Raw genomic sequence first — 19,037 nt, 5'->3', positions numbered from 1 at the left:
GATGTCGATGCGTACTGTCTTTGCAGGCCTGATATTGTCTGCTGCGCTTTCACTGTCTGTTCAAGCTTCCATTGCTCAGACTGCTCAAAACGGAACAAGGACGATTGAAACAACGCAAAACGGTGATTATCCCGGTTTTGATCTGCGCACAGTGAAGGATGTCGGCCTTGACCAGTGTGAGAATATTTGTCTGAAAGATGAGGAATGCCGTGCTTTCACCTATAATGTGAAAGCAAAATGGTGCTTCCTGAAATCCGATTATAATCAGCTCAATGCTTTTGAAGGCGCAGTAGCGGGTAAAGTGCTGGATGCTGCCGCTGCGGAAGCGGAATTGCCCGCACCTGCACCGATTACCTTTGTTCCGGCCAGTGTTCTGGATGAGGCACGCACCTATCGCAATAAGCTGAACAGCGGTGAAAAACCTGCCGGTGATGTCAGCAAATTGCTGCGCGCTGCCCAAAGAAATTACGAATCCGGCAGTGTTTCTTCATCAGTGATTGATTTTGCCAGTATTGTGCCTGCTGCAAAAGAAAACAGTGCTGTCTGGATGGGATTGAGCCGCGCGACGCTTGGTTCTGCACAAAGCAATGATGCCAATTGGCAGATCAAACGCGCTGCCACATCTTCGGCTATTATTGCCTATCAGCTCAGCCGTACGGTTTCTGACCGTGCTGAAGCTTTGAGCAATCTGGCCAAGGCGCTGGAATTGCACGATAATTTCCGTCCTGCTATCGACAGTTATAAAGCCAGCCTCGCGTTGCAAAATTCGGCTGCGGTCAGTGCCGCTTATGAAGACCTGCGTACACGTAAAGGTTTCCGCGTGGTCGATCATACGGTGGACAGCGACAGCGCCAATCCGCGTGTTTGTATCCAGCTTTCAGAAACGCTGATGAAAAGCGGCATTGATTACGCTTCTTTCGTGACTGTTGATGATGCAAGCCCGAAAGGTCTGGAAGCTAAAGAAAAGCAAATCTGTATTGAAGGTTTGCAGCACGGTAAAAATTACCGCATCGGTATCCGCTCCGGTCTGCCTGCCGCGATCGGTGAAATGATTGAAACACCGGTTGCGCTTAATATCTATGTGCGTGACCGTGCACCGACTGTACGTTTCAACGGCGATGCTTTTGTGCTGCCAAGCACCATGCGCCGCGGTATTCCTGTTGTCAGCATCAATGTCAAAACCATTGATCTGGAAGTTTATCGTGTGGGGGAGCGTGCTCTTACCCAGTCGATGGATGGTATCAGTTTCATCGGTCAGCTTGACGGCTATGCCACATCGCAGATCGTCAGCTCGCTGGGTGAAAAAGTTTATACCGGCAAACTGGATGTTGAGAGTGAGCTGAACAAAGAAATCGTCTCATCCTTTCCCGTGGATGAAGCGCTGCCGAAGCGTAAGCCCGGCATCTATATTATGACAGCCAAGGCTGAAGGTGACCGTTCGGAATATTGGTCATCGCAGGCGACACAGTGGTTTCTGGTTTCGGATACCGGTCTTGCAACTTTTGCCGGTGAAGATGGTCTGAATGTTTTTGCCCGTTCCCTTGCAACAGCCAAGCCGTTGAGCGGCGTGGAACTGCAATTGCTGGCGGCGAATAATGAAGTTCTGGGGACTGCAACAACGGATGGTGATGGTCGCGCGACCTTCACCGCCGGTCTGATGCGCGGCACAGCAGCGATGGCGCCTGCCATTCTGACCGCACGCTCCAAGGGCAATGGCGATGAGGAAGATTATGTTTTCCTCGATATGAAACGTGCCGGTTTTGACCTCTCGGATCGGGGTGTAACCGGTCGCCCTGCACCGGGTGCGCTGGATGTTTACGGCTGGACCGAGCGCGGTATTTATCGCACCGGTGAAACCGTTCATGCCGCCGCGCTGGTGCGTGACGGCTCCGCGAAGGCCGTTGAAAATCTGCCGCTGACATTCTCTTTCCTGCGTCCTGATGGTGTGGAAGACCGTGCGATTGTCAGCACCTCACAGGCTGCCGGTGGTCATGCTGTGGAATTGCCGCTGGCAAACAACGCCATGCGCGGTACATGGACATTGCGTATCTTAAGCGATCCGAAAGCCACCCCGCTGTCAGAAAAGCAGTTTCTGGTTGAGGATTTTGTGCCCGACCGCACAGAATTTGACCTGACTTCGGATGTGAAGGAAATTCAAGCCGGTGATGCGGCTGTGGTTAAAGTGGACGGCCGTTATCTTTATGGTGCGCCAGCGGCCGGTCTGACACTGGAAGGCGAAGTCAATATTCGCCCGACACGGACATGGGATCTGTTCCCGAAATATGTTTTCGGACTGGCCGATGAGGATCAGCCGGAAGATACACGTATTACGCTGGATGATCTGCCGGAACTGGATGAACAGGGCAAGGCCGAAATTCCGGTGCTGCTGAATGATCTGCCCGCGACAACGCAGCGTTTGAATGCGGATATTGTTGTGCGTATGCGTGAAGGTGGCGGCCGTGCGGTTGAGCGTAAGCTGACTTTGCCGGTTGCATCCGAGAGCGCCATGATCGGTATCAAGCCGGAATTTGACGGCGACAGCCTGCCTGAAAACAGCAATGCGCAGTTCTCGGTGATTGTCAGCGATGCTGATGGCAAGCGCGTAGCCGAAGAAGGGCTGGAATGGACGCTGGTTAAAGTCGAGCGCCAGTATCAGTGGTATCGCAGCGGCAGCTCATGGAACTATGAGCCGGTGAGCTATACGAAAAAAGTCGCCGACGGTACTGTTTCTGCCGATGAGCAGACTGCAGGCAGCATTCAGGTGCCTGTGGAATGGGGACGTTATCGTCTTGAGGTCGCGACCTCTGACCCTGACGGCCCGCAGACCAGCATTGAATTTGATGCCGGTTGGTATGTTGAAGCACGCTCGACTGAAACACCGGACGGTCTGGAAGTTGCGCTTGATAAAGACATTTATAAAGACGGCGAAACCGCAAAGCTGAAAGTCTCTCCGCGTTTTGCCGGTGAACTGCTGGTTACTGTCGGTGCTGACAGTCTGCTGATGACCAAAACCGTTTCGGTTCCTGCTGAGGGTACGGAAGTTGAAATTCCGGTCAGCGGTGAGTGGGGTGCCGGTGCTTATATTACCGCAAGCCTTTATCGTCCGGGCGAAGCTCAGGAAACCCGTATGCCTGCACGTGCCATCGGTATCCGCTGGCTGGCTGTTGATCCGGCAGAGCGCAAGCTCTCGGTGCGGATTGAAGCGCCGGAGAAAACCGAACCGCGTCAGGCTCTGACGATTCCGGTTTCAATCGGCGGTCTGAAATCCGGCGATCAGGCTTATGTCATGATCTCGGCTGTGGATGTGGGTATTCTTAACCTGACCAATCACAAACCGGCCGATCCGGCTGGCTGGTATTTCGGTCAGCGTCAGCTCGGTCTCGAAATCCGCGATCTTTACGGTCGACTGATTGACGGTTCGCTCGGCACGATGGGTCGTCTGCGCACAGGTGGTGACGGCGCGCAAATGGCCGCTGAAGGCTCGCCGCCAACCGAAAAACTGGTGGCATTCTTTGCCGGTCCTGTTGAGGTTGGTGCCGATGGTAAAGCCAATGTCAGCTTTGATATTCCGCAGTTTAACGGTACTGCGCGCATCAGCGCCGTAGCCTGGACAAAGACGGCTGTCGGGAATGCGCAGTCGGATGTCATCATCCGTGATCCGGTGGTTATCACTGCCGCTCTGCCAAAATTCATGGCACCGGACGATCAGGCACAGTTGCGTCTTGATATTGCCAATACGGATGGCCCTGCCGGAAATTACACTGTGAGTGTGGCCAGTTCCGGTCTGGTTTCTGTACCGCAGGAACAGGCACCGGCATCGGTGACATTGGCACAGGGCGAAAAGAAATATCTGACACTGCCGCTGAAAGCGGAACGTGCAGGGACTGAAGAGCTGACGGTACAGCTGACCCATGAAAGCGGTCTGAGCATTTCGCAGGATCTGATCCTGCCGGTGCGTGCATCGTCTTTGCCGGAAACGACCCGCAAGGAAGTAACGCTGGCTGCGGTTAACGGTTCTCTTGTTATCAATAAAGAACTGCTTGCGGGTCAGCGTATGGACGGCGCTTCAGTCAGCATCAATGTTTCCAATGCATCCGGCTTTGATATTCCGGGCTTGCTGACATCGCTTGACCGTTATCCTTACGGCTGTACCGAACAGACAACCAGCCGTGCCTTGCCATTGCTCTATATGAGCGAACTGGCCAAGCAGGCCGGTATGCCGATGCAGGACAGTGAAGAAGAACTGCACAAGCGTATTCAGGAAGCTATTTATAAGGTTCTGAATAATCAGTCCTCTTCCGGCAGTTTCGGTCTCTGGTCGCCGGATAGCGGTGATTTGTGGCTTGATGCCTATGTGACAGATTTCCTGACCCGCGCCCGTGAGCAGAAATTTGATGTGCCGCAGCAGCCGATGATTTCGGCACTGGATAATCTGCAAAATGCACTGTCTTACGATGTTTCGATCAAGGATAACGGCAATTCGATAGCTTATGCTTTCTATGTATTGTCGCGTAACCGTCGTGCATCCATTGCCGATCTGCGCTACTACGCGGATACCCGTCTGGGTGAGTTTGAAACGCCGCTGGCACGTGCTCAGCTCGGTGCAAGCCTTGCCCTTTATGGTGACGGTGCACGTTCCGAGAAGGCTTTTGCTTCGGCTTTCCGTCTTGCCAATAAAGGCAATATTTCCTGGGCGCGTTCGGATTACGGTTCGCACCTGCGTGACGGTGCGGCCATTCTGGCTCTTGCCGCAGAAAGCCGTCCGGTACCAAGCATTGTGCCGGAACTGGTGAAAGTGGTTGGCGGTCTGAGCAATGAAACGCGCTATACCAGCACGCAAGAACAGGCATGGTTGTTGCTGGCTGCCAAGGGGCTGAAGGACGAAGATGCCAATCTGACCTTGCTGCTCAATGGTGAGGCCCGTCAGGGTGCATTGTCTGAGCGTCTGACAGGCGAACAGCTTGAAGCCGCGCCGGTGACTGTGGGTAATACCGGTGACAGGCCGGTGACTGCTGTGATTACGACTGTTGCAGCGCCGGTGGAAGCACCACCGGCAGGCGGTGACGGTTTCAGCATTGGCCGCAGCTATTACACGCTCGACGGTGAAGAGATCAGTGTTTCTGAAGCGAAACAGAATGAGCGCTATGTAGTTGTTCTGAAAGTAGCTGAATCGAATAACTGGGCTTCCCGTGTGCTGATAACGGATTTGCTGCCTGCCGGATTTGAAATTGATAATCCGCGCGTTGTGAACAGTGCGGATCTGAGCAATTTTGGCTGGCTCGGTGACACGACCGTTGCTCATAGCGAATTCCGCAGTGACCGTTTTGTTGCGGCATTCAACAGCAGCGGCGGCAATGCCCGTGAATATACGGTCGCCTATATTGTGCGGGCGGTGACACCGGGCACCTATGCGCATCCGGCACCATTTGTGGAAGATATGTATCGTCCGCAATATTTTGCCCGTGGTGCAGCCGCTATGATGCAGGTGCAGCCTGCCAATTAAGCAGCGGTAACAGAGCAATGAAAAAGCCCCGCCTGATTGTTTCAGGCGGGGCTTTTTGTTTTTACCGTGTCAGAAAACGGATGATGAAATCGGCAAAGCGACTATAGGGCGGATGCAGATAATCAGTCGCCGCGGGATTATATTTTCGCAGCACCGGCATGGCTTTGGAGAAAGTTTTGAAACCTTCCTCACCGTGATAATGCCCCATACCGCTCATGCCCACGCCGCCGAATGGCAGGTCTGCACAGGCGAACTGATAGAGCGTATCATTAATACACACACTGCCTGCCACAATATGTGTAAGCGCAGTCTCAATGGTCTCATTACTGTTGCTGAAACAATAGAATGCCAGCGGCCGGTCGCGGCTGGTGATAAAACCAATGGCCTCATCATAAGTGCGGTAGGTTTTTACCGGCAGTAACGGGCCGAAAATTTCCTCCTGCATGATGGCACAGTTATCATCAGGATTGATAATCAGCATCGGCGGCAGAATATGATATTCTCCGGCTCTCTGTATATCGCTCAGGGTCAAAAGCGGAATGGTCTTATGACCACGGATACTGGCATCATCCAGCAAATGGGTGAGGCGTTTATACTGACCTTCATTGATAATGGCTGTGTAATCCGGTTGCCGGTCGAGCCCCGTATAGCGACGGGCGGTCTGGCTTTTGCATTCTGCGATAAAAGCGTCCAGCATATTCTCCGGCAGCAGCACATAATCCGGCGCGATGCAGGTTTGTCCGGCATTGAAGAGTTTACCTGTCAGGATGCGGCTGACACTTGTAGCAAGATCGGCATCGGGGGCGATCAATGCAGGCGATTTACCGCCAAGTTCCAGAGTGACCGGTGTGAGATTTCGGGCAGCTGCAGCCATGACTTTTTTACCGACCGCGCCGGAACCGGTGAAAAACAAGTGGTCAAAGGGCAGGGCAGAAAATGCTGCGGCGATGTCCGCACCACCCTGAGCGATACATACACGCTCTGGCGGGAATATTTCCTGCAACAGGCGGCTGAGATAGGCATTGGTATGCGGGGTATGTTCTGAAGGTTTCAGATAGATATGATTGCCCGCCGCAAGTGCAGAAACCAGCGGTGTCAGGGAAAGGTTCACCGGATAGTTCCATGGCGACATGATGCCAACCACGCCCAGCGGCACATGTCGTATTTCTGCTTTCGCCGGCCAGAACTGCCATCCGGCTTTACGCCTTTGCGGCTTCATCCATTTTCTGAGATGGCGCAGACAGAAGTCGATTTCCTTGAGCACAATCACGGCTTCGGCCATCATGCTTTCATGGGTGGAGCGATGCCCGAAATCGCGCGATATTGCTTCGGCCATCTGCGGCAGGCTGGCCTTAAATGCGGTGCGCAACCGCAACAAATCTTCACGGCGCTGCCGATCATCAGGGCGGTTTTTCAGCCATGCTTCACGCAAAATCGCAAAATTCGTGCTCAGTTGCTCAGTCATTTGTGTCCCTTAAAACAGAACGGGCAAAGCACCATTGCGCTGCGTAATAGGTGCCGAGTACCCAGACCGGATTCAGCGGAATATCAAAACGAAAACGCCCGTAAGCCAGAATACTATCACTGATAACAAAGAAGATGCCGCCAAAAGCCGCAATCTTGGCTGCCTGTTTTGTGCTTCGGTCGGCGATCGTCATGTTGATAGCGCGGTTGAGTGCCAGTGCAGCCATCAGCGCCAGTGCCACCGCATAAATAGCGACCGGAATATGCATGCCATCAGGCAGGCTGTTCCACAGACCGGAAATAATCAGCAATGCAATGGCTGCAAAGCCGATAAAGACAGCGGGTTTGAACGCAGCATGATCGGACAGTAATGCATAAATATAGGCGCAATGGGTGAGCAGAAAGCAAATTAGCCCCGCCATAAAATAATCCTGCGGCAGCATGAGGAAGAAATCACCGCCAATGGCAAAGGCCAGCCCGAGCGCAATAGCATTGCGATAATGGCGGGATGCAGGATGCTTAATCTGCAAAGTCAGAAACAGCAGGAAAGCCGTAGCCGTTGGCTTGGTCAGATAATGCAGCCAGCGCCATTCAGGGCTGAGTGAGCTGCCAAGCAATGCGCCCGCAATTGCTGCTGTAGCGAGTAAAATATAGATCACTGTTGCAGCATGATGATTATTGATTGTCTGTGATGTGTTTCCGACCGCCATGCATTGTCTCCCCCTTTACACAGCCTGTTCAGAGCATAATTCCTTAACCCTGGATCAGCTGAAGGTAAAATTATGCTCTAATTTTAAAGTGTTAGAGCGACCTTTGTGTGCCAAATCCGGCACACGGCGCTCTAATTGACCTGAACGTAAACTGTTGTTTGAGGCAGAGTAGCGCAAATCTGCATTGCTGCAATCACAATTACAGTTATGGCATTGTGATGTTTAGAGGAGGGGGCGAAGTTATCGGGCTTCGGGTGCGTCCGGTTGTGTGCCATAGGCCGCGAAGAACATATTCACAGCGGATTCCACATTATAGCGGATTTGCTCTGCTGTCGGTGCTTCTTCCATATAAGCGAACAGCCGCTGGCGATATATGCCTGCGAGAAACAGTTCTGCCAGCTGATAGGCGGCATGCTGTACATCCGGCACACGGATAATGTCTTGCTCGGCCAGCTTTTCAATATAGGCCTTCAGCACCATCAAGCCGCGCCGCGGGCCGCGCTCATAGAAGCGCACACCCATTTCCGGTTTCCGCTCTGTAACACCGAGAATAGTGCGCTGGGCGCTGATAACCATATCCGATGTGACAAGCGTCACGAGCGCCACACCATAGGCAATCAGGCTCTCTTTGCTGGACAGGGCGTTGCCGTTAATTGCACCGATCTGCGAAAATAAAACGCTGCGATGTTGCTCGCAAAGCGTTTCAAATAATTCGTCTTTGCTCTCGAAATAAACATAGATCGTGCTTTTGGACACACCGGCTTCACGGGTGATGTCATTCATACTCGCAGCATCAAACCCCATGCGCAGAAACACATTTTGCGCACCGTCCAGAATTTTCTGACGCTTTGCCGGATCTTGTCCGGCGCCGTGACGGCCATTCTGTCCCTGTTTGGTGTCTGTCATGTCTGTGTGTTTCCGCTTATGTGCCGACGATAAAAATCATCAATTCGAACCGATCAGTGCGATTTCAATTGATATGCCGTCTCTCTTGCTTTATGTCAACATCGAACCGATCGGTTTGAAGAGTTATGCGGCGCCTGTCACGAAGACAGATGCAGGGATATTTCTCAGTCCGGTTTCGGTTCTTTTTGAAATTCTTCTTACCGGAATAATAAGCATTCCAGCAAAAGTGGATAACGGTTTTGCGTCAGGAAATGCGTAAAAACAAATAGATAGAGCATTTCCTCTGACCCAGTCAAAAATGGAAATGCTCTAAATTCAATAAAGTTTATTGGCAGTACGGCCTGTTTTACTCAGAAAGTTGCCCCCGCTATGTCCGCTCTCAAGCCCGTTGCGAAACCAGTTCAGTCGAATCATTCCTCGTCCGATCAGGACAACACCCAGAGTGTTGCTCCGGTTGATTTCAAGCGAGCGGCGCAGAATGATGACAACAGAATGCCGGATGATCCGCTGCGCGCCGAGCAGTCCCAGCCCTTCAGCGAACAGACAGCAGCGCCGGAAACATCAAAGCCTGCATCGGGTAAACCATCGCGCAAGCGTAAAATCCTGAGTGTTCTGCTGCTCGCGGCATTGGCCGGTGGCGCATGGTATGGCTATGACTGGTGGACGACAGGCCGCTTTATGGTCTCGACCGATGATGCCTATATTCACGGGGATATTATGGCAATGTCGCCGAAAGTGACCGGCTATATTGATGATGTGCTGGTGAGTGCCAACAGCCATGTTAAAGCCGGTGATGCTATTTTCCAGCTCGATCAGGGTGATTACCAGATTGCGTTGAATGAGAAAATCGCGGCATTGGCCAGCCAGCAGAAAACGCTGGCACGGATTGAAGCACAGACTGTTGCGGCAGAAGCCAGTCTCACACAGGCGCGTGCCTCTCAGCAATCTTCCGCTGCCGGTCTGACCAATGCGCAGGCAACCATGGAGCGGATCACCAAGCTGCATGATACACGTTTTGTCTCGCAGTCGGAGCTTGACCGCGCAACCACGGCTCTGGCGCAGGCACAGGCGGCGGATGCCAATGCACAGGCGCAGATTGCAGCGGCTCAGGCCAATATCGGTGTTTTGAAAGCACAATATCAGGAAGCCGAAAGCCAGACCCGCAGTCTTGAACTGGCACGCGACAAGGCGCAGCGCGATCTGTCCTTCACTACATTGCGTGCGCCTTTTGATGGTGTTGTCGGCAATCTGACCGGTAAAAAAGGTGATCTGGTCAGTGCAGGGCAGCGTATTGCCGCGCTGGTACCGGTGAATGCGCTCTATATTGATGCGAATTTTAAAGAAACCCAGCTGAAAAATCTGCATGGCGGCGAGACAGTGCATTTCACCGTTGATGCGCTGGGAGGCGAGACATTTGAAGGCAAAGTCGCATCGCTGTCACCGGCTTCCGGCTCTGTGTTCTCCCTGCTGCCGCCGGAAAATTCCACAGGCAACTTCACCAAGGTTGTGCAGCGTGTGCCGGTGCGTATTGCCATCCCTGAAGCGGCTCTGGCGACCGGTAAACTACGCGCAGGTCTGAGTGTTGTTGTGGATGTGGATACCCGCACAGCACCGCAAAACACTCCGGCTGCACAATAAAAGTATTCAGCCATGGCTGTATCAACCACCATGCAGGCAGTGCCTGCCGCTGAAGAAAAAATTGATCCGAAAAAAGCCTTTGCCTTTCTGGCCATGGTCTTCGGTATGTTTATGGCCATTCTGGACATCCAGATTGTGTCGGCCTCGCTGGCTGAAATTCAGGCGGGACTGGGTGCCAGTTCCGACGAGATTTCATGGGTGCAGACCTCCTATCTGATTGCCGAAGTGGTGATGATCCCGCTTTCCGGCTTCCTTGGCCGTCTGCTGTCTACCCGAGTGCTGTTCACTGTTTCGGCGGCGGGTTTTACCGCTGCCAGCGTGCTCTGTGCGACTGCGACCAATATCGAACAGATGATCGTCTACCGCGCCATTCAGGGGTTCATCGGCGGCGGTATGATCCCGAGTGTGTTTGCGGCGGCTTTCACAATTTTCCCGCCGTCCAAGCGTTCCATCGTCTCGCCGATTGTCGGGCTGGTGGCAACACTGGCGCCGACTGTAGGGCCGACAATCGGCGGTTATCTTTCGCACGCATTTTCATGGCACTGGCTGTTTCTGGTCAATGTCGGGCCCGGAATTCTGGTGGCAATTGCTGCATGGAACCTGATCGACTTTGACAAGGGTGATAAATCCCTGCTGGCTAAATTCGACTGGTGGGGACTGGCTGGTATGGCGGCATTTCTCGGCTCACTGGAATATGTGCTGGAAGAAGGGCCGCGCAATGACTGGTTTCAGGACAGCCATATTGTGATTATGACCATTGTGCTCGTGGCCGGTGCGCTGATGTTCTTTTACAGGGCATTTACTGCGGAAGAGCCGATTGTTGATCTCTCGGCCTTCAGGAATATGAATTTTGCACTTGGCTCCAGCTTCTCATTCATCATGGGGGTAGGGCTTTACGGGCTGACCTATCTTTATCCGCTCTATCTCGGCAGTATCCGCGGTTATGATGCGCTGATGATCGGTGAGGCTCTGTTTGTCAGTGGTCTGGCGATGTTTATGACAGCGCCACTGGCAGGTTTTCTCTCAACGCGAATGGATCCGCGTCTGATGATGATGATCGGCTTTATCGGCTTTGCCGCCGGTACCTATCTGATGACAGGGCTGACAGCGGACTGGGACTTCTATGAACTATTGCTACCGCAAATTCTGCGAGGCTGTTCAATGATGCTGTGTATGGTGCCGATCAACAATCTGGCGCTTGGTACATTGCATCCATCCCATATTAAAAACGCCTCTGGCCTGTTTAATCTGATGCGTAATCTGGGTGGTGCGATTGGTCTGGCGGTGATTAATACGATGCTGATGCGGCGCGGTGATCTGCATTATGCGCAATTGTCGGAACATCTGAACTGGGGCAACCGCGAAGCACAGGAAATGCTGGCCAATCTGACTGCTAAATTTAATGCGGCGGGTATGGATGGTGCCAATATTGCATTGATGAAACTCTCCGGCATGGTGCGCCAGCAGGCAACGCTGATGTCTTTCATCGACGTGTTTATGATCCTGACCGTGTTGTTTGTCTCACTGGCGTTTTTTGCCACGATGATGAAGAAGCCCGGTGATGTGTCGAAAGACGCGGCAGGCCATTAAGGGCATATCAGTTCAAATAAAAAACGGCGGGATTTCCCGCCGTTTTTTGTTTATTCTGCCGCTTGTATTTTCGGTGATGATCGCCCGCTGTCCTGCCGCATCAGATAGAGCGATGCGCCGACAATCAGCAGGGCACCCGGCCAGAAATTGATGCTTGGGGTGGCCGCAAAAACGATCCAGCCGAGAATAACATTCAGCGGTAGTTTCAGATCGTCAAAAGGCTGCAGATAGACAGCATCAGCCACGGAATAGGCGGCGATCTGGAAATATTGCGCCATGGCAGTCAGTACACCGATGGTGAGCAGGATTGACCAGATTTCCATAGATGGCGATGCAATTTCCGGAAAACCGACACCTGATGCAGCCCAGAGTGCCGCGTTAATCGGTGTGAGCAGGATCAGCATATACATGGAGATACTGGCTGTTGTTTCAAAACGGGTCAGATATTTGGTCATCACCGAATAGCCTGCCCACAGTGCCGCCGCGAGAATTGGCAGCAGGGAATAGACTGTATAAGTGTCAGACCACGGAGCAATGATAATCAATGCGCCGATGAAACCTGCGAGAGTTGTGAGCAGACGTGTCTGTGTTACCGCCTCGCGCAGAAACAATCTGGCACAGAGAATAACAAAAAACGGTGAGGTCATGGACAGCGCAATCACCTGCCAGATCGGCACATGGGTGAGGGCGAAAATCCACACCTGCACACCGGCGGCAGCCAGCGCCACGCGAATAATATGCAGCCCGAGATGATTGGTACGCAGTGCTTGTGCGCCTTCGCGGATCAGCAGCGGTAAGGTCAGTACAAGGGCGATGACATATTGCCAGAAAGCAATAATAACCGAAGGGATACCCGTGCGTGTGCCCGCCCATTGGGTGGCGACATTGACGCCCGCATAAGCCGCTCCTGCTGCCAGCATGAGTGCTGCACCGCGGACGGTTGGTTTTAATGTTTGAACAGAGGCAATTGGGCTCAACGTTTTTCTTCCTGTCTCGTAAGCCGTTACCCCAGGGATTGGGAAATGCTACGGGAAGAAAATTACACAATGGCGGCAAAAGTGACCGCGCATGATGCCATTTCAGCCCCGCTCTCTCTCATCCGGACTATGACCGTCGGCTTCGGATTCACACCGAATCTGCTGACCTTAACCGACATATTTAGTCTCTGACGGCTTGCAAATGTCGTTTTTCTACGCTTTCCGGTGCTCATATACTCAAAGTACACTCCGCTCCGGTTCTCGAAAAACACCATTTTCAGCACGCCATAACCAAAATCTGAGCCTGCAAGATGATGATATAGATCATGCTGGCATCATTCGATTAAGCGCTCGCGGGCTTCAGGCTTCCGCCTGTTACCGCCGGTGGGGAATTACACCCCGCCCTGAGAACGATTAAAATTATTATGAGCAAAGCGCCGGACAGTTCCGGTTCTTGCTGCATGAGCCGAATTTATGGTGCGGGCAGGGATAAATCAAGTCGCATAACCGGCAACGCTGTGTCCTGAAAACACTGTTTAATATCGTGCGATATGTGCGGCGAAAAATAATGTGAAAATGACGGTCATTGACCCGTGTTTCAGTCTTTTATGACCTGCGAAATCACTTTTAAAGACTTCATCATGCGCTTATGCAGTTAAATCTGCTGCTTTGAATCGCATTATAACTGTTATTTCAGTGATTTTGACTGCCTTTTGTGTCATTTCCGGCAAATGTTCGGGTGGAAGCCTGCGCTTTTTTGACGGAGACATAGAGGCAGGGAGCAGAGCAGCATGTATTACGATAAAGTACAAAAAAATAAAATCACGCAAAAACCGTGGTTTTTGGGCGCATTCGCCCTTGTTACCTTCATTTTTATGGTCTGGAAGAACTGGCATCTGACAGGCGCAGCCGATGCTGCCGCTACGGGCTTGGCCGGATTATTGCAGACATCGGGCGGCATAATTGCGGTTGCAGCCGTCACTTCGCTGGTTCTGACGCTGATTATCAATCTTGTCGGTAAGTTGCCGATGCAGATACAGACGATTGTTGTCTGGCTGGCATTGCTCTCTGTTGCTCTGTATTTCTTCTACAGTTTTGATCTGTCTTACACTTTCATCCTGTCGAAGCTGCCATTCCTGATTACGCAGGGTGTATTCACCACCGTTTATATCTCGGCGATTTCCATTGCGATTGCTTTTGTACTGGCGATTGTCGGTGCGGTTGCCAAACTTTCGCAGAACGGTTTTGCCGTTGCTATCGCCTCATTTTACACTTCATTTTTCCGCGGCGTGCCGCTGCTGATCCAGATCTATCTGATTTATCTGGGTATTCCGCAGCTTGGCTATGTCATTGATGCGGTCCCCGCCGGTGTGCTTGCCCTGTCGCTCTGCTACGGCGCTTATATGACCGAGATTTTTCGCGGCGGGATCATGTCCATTCCGCGTGGTCAGTGGGAAGCTGCCCGTGCCCTTGGTCTGCGTCCGTTCACCACTATGCGCAAAGTAATCATGCCGCAGGCGATGAAACTGATCATCCCGCCGACAGGAAACCAGTTCATTGCGATGCTGAAAGACTCATCACTTGTCTCGGTGATTGGTGTCTGGGAGCTGATGTTCCTTGCCCGTACGCAGGGTCGTGAAGAATTCCGCCATCTGGAAATGCTGATCACTGCTGCACTGCTGTACTGGATTTTGTCGATCATTCTCGAACGCTGTCAGGCCGTGCTGGAAAACCGCATGAAGCGTCAGGAGCGCTGATGAATACGGGCGGTCAGCCGTTCTGACCACAACTATCTATTGTTGTTCGCATAGCGTTTATTCCGGTGAGGTCATTTGATTAGCGCTATGCTCTGGGGAGGAAACCATATGAAGAATGCAATTTTATCCGCCGCCGTTGCAGCACTGGCACTGACTGTCAGCCTGCCTGCTTTTGCCGGTGAAACGCTGGATCGCGTGACCAGCAAAAAAGAACTGGTTGTGGCAACTGCCGCGAACTGGCCACCGCAGTCTTTCATGAAAGACGACAAGCTGGTGGGTTTTGACATTGACGTTGCAACCGAAGTTGCCAAACGTCTGGGTGCGACTGCCCGTTTTGTGACACCTGAATGGGGCATTATTACTGCCGGTCACTGGAATGGCCGCTGGGATATTTCTGTAGGTTCCATGACCCCGACATCAGGCCGCGCCCGCGTGCTCGATTTCCCGATTGTTTATTATTACACGCCCTATGTTTTCACCGTGCATAAGGATTCCAAGGCTGAAAAGCGTGCAGATCTGAACGGCAAGACCATTGGTGTTGAAGGTGGCACAACCACCGAAGATTATATCAATGGCAGCCTGAAGATTGATGCCGTTGGTGTACCTGAATTCAAATATGACGTGAAGCCTGGTGATATTAAAACCTATGGCGACAGCGTAGGTCCGCTGGATGATCTGCGTCTTGGTGACGGCACCCGTCTTGATGCGACAGTCTCCGCTATGCCAACCGTGGAAAATGCGGTGAAGCGCGGTTATCCGATCCGCGCACTGGCAGATGAGCCGGCATTCTACGAGCCGCTGGCTGTTGCCGTTGACAAGGGTGATCCTGAGTTCTCAGCTAAGGTTAAAGAGATCTTTGAACAGCTGAAAACAGACGGCACAATGTCTGATTTGTCCGTAAAATGGTACGGCGTGGATTATACCAAGCTTAAATAATCAGTCTGTTTATGCATGCCGGTTTCTGGACTTCCCCCGTAGTCAGAAACCGGTATTGTCTTTTACAAACTGAAACGCATTTTCTGTAAGAAGCAGTATCATTATGAGTTCATATCCGGCTACCTATTACAGCGCCACACGCGTTGCTTCATCTTCTGCCTATGAAAGCTTGCAGCAAAATTTGCAGGCCGATGTTTGTATTGTCGGCGGCGGACTTGCCGGTCTGACAACCGCATGGGAATTGCTGAAACGCAATAAATCCGTGATCGTGATTGAAGCGAATAAAGTGAGCTGGGGTGCGTCGGGGCGCAATGGCGGCTTCTGTCTGAACGGCTGGGCTGAAGGCTTGGGCGCGATTGAAAAACGCAGCGGCTTTGAGGATGCAAAAAAGCTGTTTGCCATGTCGGTTGAAGGCGTGGAAATTGTCCGTGAGAATATTGAGCAGAATAATCTGCCCGATTGCAATATTGTCAAAGGCAAGCTCAGCGTTGTGCGCTATGAGGCTGCGGACCAGATGCAGCGATATCGTGATCGTATGGCGCAGCATTTCAATTATGAATATGAGTATCTGGACACTGCTGCCGTTCGTCAGAAGCTGAATACGCCGATCTATAAACAGGCACTGCGTGACAGTACCGGCTTCCATTTTCATCCGCTGAATTATGCACTGGGGCTGGCTGATCTGATCCGCGCCAAAGGCGGCCGGATTTTTGAAGACAGTGCGATGCAGTCTTTCACGCGTAACCCACAGGCCGGTGCTACAGGACGTTATACGGTGAAAACCGCACAGGGTTCTGTGCAATGCGATGATGTGGTGTTGTGCTGTGGTGGTTATGGCGGTTCCCAGTTCGGCAAGCTGCGCCGTTCATTCCTGCCGATCGCCACTTATGTTGTACTGACTGAAAAGCTGGGCAGTCGTTTACAGGATTTCATCCGCACCACTGATGCGGTCGGTGATGACCGTCGCTCATCCGATTATTATCGTGTGGTGGAAGGGGACCGCATTCTCTGGGGCGGGCGTATTACCACCAAGAATGAGCAGGATGAGACACGTCTCGCGGCAATTCTGCGCAAGGATATGTGCGATGTGTTTGCCGGTCTGAAAGATGTGAAAATCGAAAAGGCATGGTCGGGTCTGATGGGCTATTCGCGCCATAAAATGCCTCACATTGCCAAAGTTGAAGGCGGTGTGTGGGCATGCAGCTCTTTCGGCGGTCACGGTATGAATACAACCGCTATCGGCGGACGTGTTGTGGCTGAAGCTGTGAGTGGCGAAAGCGACCGTATCCGTCTGTTCAAACCTTATGGTCTGACATGGAATGGCGGTATTTTCGGCCCGCTGGCCGCTGAAAGCGTCTACTATTATCTGCGCCTGATGGATTACTTTCAGGAAGGCCGCTATAAGGGCGCGCATCGTTAAGACACGGAATGACGACTATGCAAATGACCGATAAGGATAAGCAGTTACTGGCGTTGATGCAGAAAAACGCCCGTGAATCTGTGGCGTCTCTGGCGCGCCAGCTTGGCGTATCCCGCACGGCTTTGCAGGAGCGTATCCAGCGGCTGGAAACCAACGGGATTATTGACGGTTATTCGGTGCGCCTCGGTTCGAATGTGAACCGCTCACCGATCCAGTGCTTTACCTTTGCTGCGCTGAACAACAAGAATTTTCCTGATGTTATCAAACAGCTGAAAACACTGACAGCGGTACAGGCTGTACATTCGATTTCCGGTGACTGGGATCTGATTATTCACATCTGCACGGATACGCTGGAAAAGCTCAATGCCGAGATCAACAAGATCAATGAAATGATGGGTATTGTCCGCACTACATCGAATATTGTGATGGAAACAAAATTCAATCGCGGTGTTAATTTGTAAAAAAGGCGGGAAGACCCGCCTTTTTTATTTGCAGATTTAATGACTGATCATCCACGGACGGGCGGAAGGAAAACTCTTCGCGCCGTTTGCCGAGACTTTTGCCTTGGATTTTTTGGATTTTGATCCGCAGCAGCCGCAATTCGGCCCGTGTCCTAATGACTTTGAGCTGATCGGTTCATGAGAACTGCGTTCATTCACCGCCATTGCAGTGCGCTTATTTGCATTCATTGATGCAAGATTGGGCGCTGTCAGCATGACGCGTTTGGCAGACGTCTCACAGTCCGGACAGGCGCAGGGCTGATCATATTCCGACATCGGACGCAGAGCTGTGAATGGCCCGCATTCTTCGCAGGCATATTCATAAACCGGCATGTTTCACCTCAAAGATCATAGGCAATCGGCATATCAATGGAGCCGTCGAGGAACTTCTTCGGTCCTGCTGCCGACGGGCTGATATCGAAATCGAAGATTTCGGTTGGCAGCCACAAAGTTGCACAGGAGTTCGGAATATCCACCACGCCGGAGAAATGTCCCTGCACCGGAGCCGACCCTAGAATCGAATAGGCCTGCGCACCGGAATAGCCAAATTTCTTCAGATATTCGATGGCATTGAGGCAAGCTTGACGATAGGCGACATTGGCATCGAGATAATGCTGATGACCCTGTTCATCGACAGAAATACCCTGAAAGATCAGATAGTCTTTATAATTCGGCACCATCGGCGATGGTTTGAAGACCGGATTACGAATGCCGTATTTTGCCATACCGTCTTTGATCAGATCGACTTTGATATGCAGCCAACCGCCTGCCATTTCGATGGCACCGCAGAAGGTGATTTCGCCGTCGCCCTGACTGAAGTGGAGGTCGCCCATAGAGAGACCGGCACCGTCAACATAGACAGGGAAATAGATTTTCGAACCGCGCGACAGGTCTTTAATATCGCAATTGCCGCCATGTTCGCGTGGCGGAACAGTGCGTGCGCCTTCCGCTGCGATCTTGTCGAAGGTTTCACCCTTCTTGATCGAACCGAGATGTGCGGTGCGGGCGTGCGGTGGATTGGCCAGTGGCGGAACGCGGTTTGGTTCCTGAGCGATCAGACCAAGCTCACGGGTGTTCCACATTTCCAGCATTTTACGGTCAGGCAGCGTACCGATCAGACCCGGATGGATCATACCGGCAAAGCTGACACCCGGAACGTGACGGGAGCGGGTAAACATGCCCTCATAATGCCAGATGGATTTCTGGGCGCTCGGGAAATGGTCGGTCAGAAAGCCGCCGCCATTGGTCTTGGAGAAGAAGCCGTTAAAGCCCCATTCATGACCCTTGAGTGTTCCGGCATCGAGAATATCGACCACGAGAAGATCGCCGGGTTTGGCACCTTTGATACCGATAGGGCCGGAGAGAAAGTGCACCGTTGTCAGATCGACATCGCGGATATCTTCAGCGGAATCATTGTTCTTGATCGCACCGCCGGTCCAGTCGACAGTCTCGACAAGAAAGTCATCACCGGGATCAACCCAGACATTGATCGGAATATCCGGATGCCAGCGGTTATGCAGGTTCTCATTGTCATAAGCGGACTGTGAAAGATCAACGGAAATCAGAGTCTCAGGCATGGTCTCTCCTCTTTACACACACCATTTCCGGACTGTTTTGAGCCGGAACTGCGATTGTC

At 52.3% G+C, this 19,037-nt stretch carries 14 protein-coding genes and 1 riboswitch; of the genes, 8 read left to right on the top strand and 6 right to left on the bottom strand.

What is annotated here, in order from left to right:
• Window position 1 precedes the first annotated feature (1 nt).
• Window positions 2-5,503, top strand: a complete 5,502-nt coding sequence (locus BKD14_RS14735) for an alpha-2-macroglobulin family protein (protein ID WP_083647182.1) — start codon at window positions 2-4, stop codon at window positions 5,501-5,503.
• Window positions 5,504-5,564: 61 nt separating this feature from the next.
• Here the strand turns inward: BKD14_RS14735 and BKD14_RS14730 are convergent, their stop codons facing one another.
• The 3 genes from BKD14_RS14730 to BKD14_RS14720 all read right to left on the bottom strand — a co-directional run bounded on the left by BKD14_RS14730 (window position 5,565) and on the right by BKD14_RS14720 (window position 8,583).
• On the bottom strand, window positions 5,565-6,968 hold the full coding sequence (locus tag BKD14_RS14730) for a coniferyl aldehyde dehydrogenase (protein WP_075657013.1): 1,404 nt from the start codon (window positions 6,966-6,968) through the stop codon (window positions 5,565-5,567).
• Complete coding sequence (locus tag BKD14_RS14725) at window positions 6,961-7,677, bottom strand: lysoplasmalogenase (protein ID WP_075657012.1); 717 nt, start codon at window positions 7,675-7,677, stop codon at window positions 6,961-6,963. The genes BKD14_RS14730 and BKD14_RS14725 overlap by 8 nt, the downstream gene beginning before the upstream one ends.
• Window positions 7,678-7,917: 240 nt before the next feature.
• On the bottom strand, window positions 7,918-8,583 hold the full coding sequence (locus BKD14_RS14720; RefSeq protein ID WP_075657011.1) for a TetR/AcrR family transcriptional regulator: 666 nt from the start codon (window positions 8,581-8,583) through the stop codon (window positions 7,918-7,920).
• Here BKD14_RS14720 and BKD14_RS14715 point away from each other — a divergent pair.
• The 3 genes from BKD14_RS14715 (at window position 8,582) to BKD14_RS14705 (ending at window position 11,811) form a co-directional block, all read left to right on the top strand.
• Entirely contained in the window at window positions 8,582-8,842 is a 261-nt protein-coding gene (locus tag BKD14_RS14715; protein ID WP_075657010.1) for a hypothetical protein, read from the top strand. The two genes, BKD14_RS14720 and BKD14_RS14715, sit on opposite strands and share 2 nt — an antisense overlap.
• Window positions 8,843-8,952: 110 nt before the next feature.
• Window positions 8,953-10,221 carry an HlyD family secretion protein gene (locus BKD14_RS14710; protein ID WP_245293657.1) on the top strand — a complete coding sequence of 423 codons (1,269 nt, stop codon included), beginning with the start codon at window positions 8,953-8,955 and terminating at the stop codon, window positions 10,219-10,221.
• A 12-nt stretch (window positions 10,222-10,233) separates the two neighbouring features.
• Window positions 10,234-11,811, top strand: coding sequence for a DHA2 family efflux MFS transporter permease subunit (locus BKD14_RS14705; protein WP_075657009.1), 1,578 nt, complete (start codon window positions 10,234-10,236; stop codon window positions 11,809-11,811).
• Between the two features lie 50 nt (window positions 11,812-11,861).
• Here the strand turns inward: BKD14_RS14705 and BKD14_RS14700 are convergent, their stop codons facing one another.
• The gene (locus BKD14_RS14700; RefSeq protein ID WP_255618271.1) at window positions 11,862-12,788 is read right to left on the bottom strand and encodes a DMT family transporter; all 927 of its coding nucleotides are present in this window, start codon (window positions 12,786-12,788) and stop codon (window positions 11,862-11,864) included.
• Between the two features lie 106 nt (window positions 12,789-12,894).
• A riboswitch (FMN riboswitch) is annotated at window positions 12,895-13,204 on the bottom strand.
• Between the two features lie 375 nt (window positions 13,205-13,579).
• Here BKD14_RS14700 and BKD14_RS14695 point away from each other — a divergent pair.
• The 4 genes from BKD14_RS14695 to BKD14_RS14680 all read left to right on the top strand — a co-directional run bounded on the left by BKD14_RS14695 (window position 13,580) and on the right by BKD14_RS14680 (window position 17,362).
• On the top strand, window positions 13,580-14,545 hold the full coding sequence (locus BKD14_RS14695) for an amino acid ABC transporter permease (protein ID WP_075657008.1): 966 nt from the start codon (window positions 13,580-13,582) through the stop codon (window positions 14,543-14,545).
• 108 nt (window positions 14,546-14,653) lie between these two features.
• Window positions 14,654-15,481 carry a transporter substrate-binding domain-containing protein gene (locus tag BKD14_RS14690; protein ID WP_022712548.1) on the top strand — a complete coding sequence of 276 codons (828 nt, stop codon included), beginning with the start codon at window positions 14,654-14,656 and terminating at the stop codon, window positions 15,479-15,481.
• 103 nt (window positions 15,482-15,584) lie between these two features.
• Window positions 15,585-16,901 carry an FAD-binding oxidoreductase gene (locus BKD14_RS14685; RefSeq protein WP_075657007.1) on the top strand — a complete coding sequence of 439 codons (1,317 nt, stop codon included), beginning with the start codon at window positions 15,585-15,587 and terminating at the stop codon, window positions 16,899-16,901.
• 17 nt (window positions 16,902-16,918) lie between these two features.
• Window positions 16,919-17,362, top strand: a complete 444-nt coding sequence (locus BKD14_RS14680; RefSeq protein WP_022712550.1) for an Lrp/AsnC family transcriptional regulator — start codon at window positions 16,919-16,921, stop codon at window positions 17,360-17,362.
• Between the two features lie 36 nt (window positions 17,363-17,398).
• Here the strand turns inward: BKD14_RS14680 and BKD14_RS14675 are convergent, their stop codons facing one another.
• The gene (locus tag BKD14_RS14675; protein WP_022712551.1) at window positions 17,399-17,734 is read right to left on the bottom strand and encodes a zinc ribbon domain-containing protein; all 336 of its coding nucleotides are present in this window, start codon (window positions 17,732-17,734) and stop codon (window positions 17,399-17,401) included.
• Between the two features lie 8 nt (window positions 17,735-17,742).
• Window positions 17,743-18,978: a formamidase gene (gene fmdA / locus BKD14_RS14670; RefSeq protein ID WP_075657006.1), complete on the bottom strand. Its 1,236-nt coding sequence runs from the start codon at window positions 18,976-18,978 to the stop codon at window positions 17,743-17,745.
• Window positions 18,979-19,037 lie beyond the last annotated feature (59 nt).

The organism is Pseudochrobactrum sp. B5 (genome assembly GCF_001939785.1).
GTDB classification, from domain to species: Bacteria; Pseudomonadota; Alphaproteobacteria; order Rhizobiales; family Rhizobiaceae; genus Pseudochrobactrum; species Pseudochrobactrum saccharolyticum.
The sequence above is the reverse complement of the archived record's forward strand: the minus strand, read 5'-3'. Positions and strand labels throughout refer to the sequence as shown.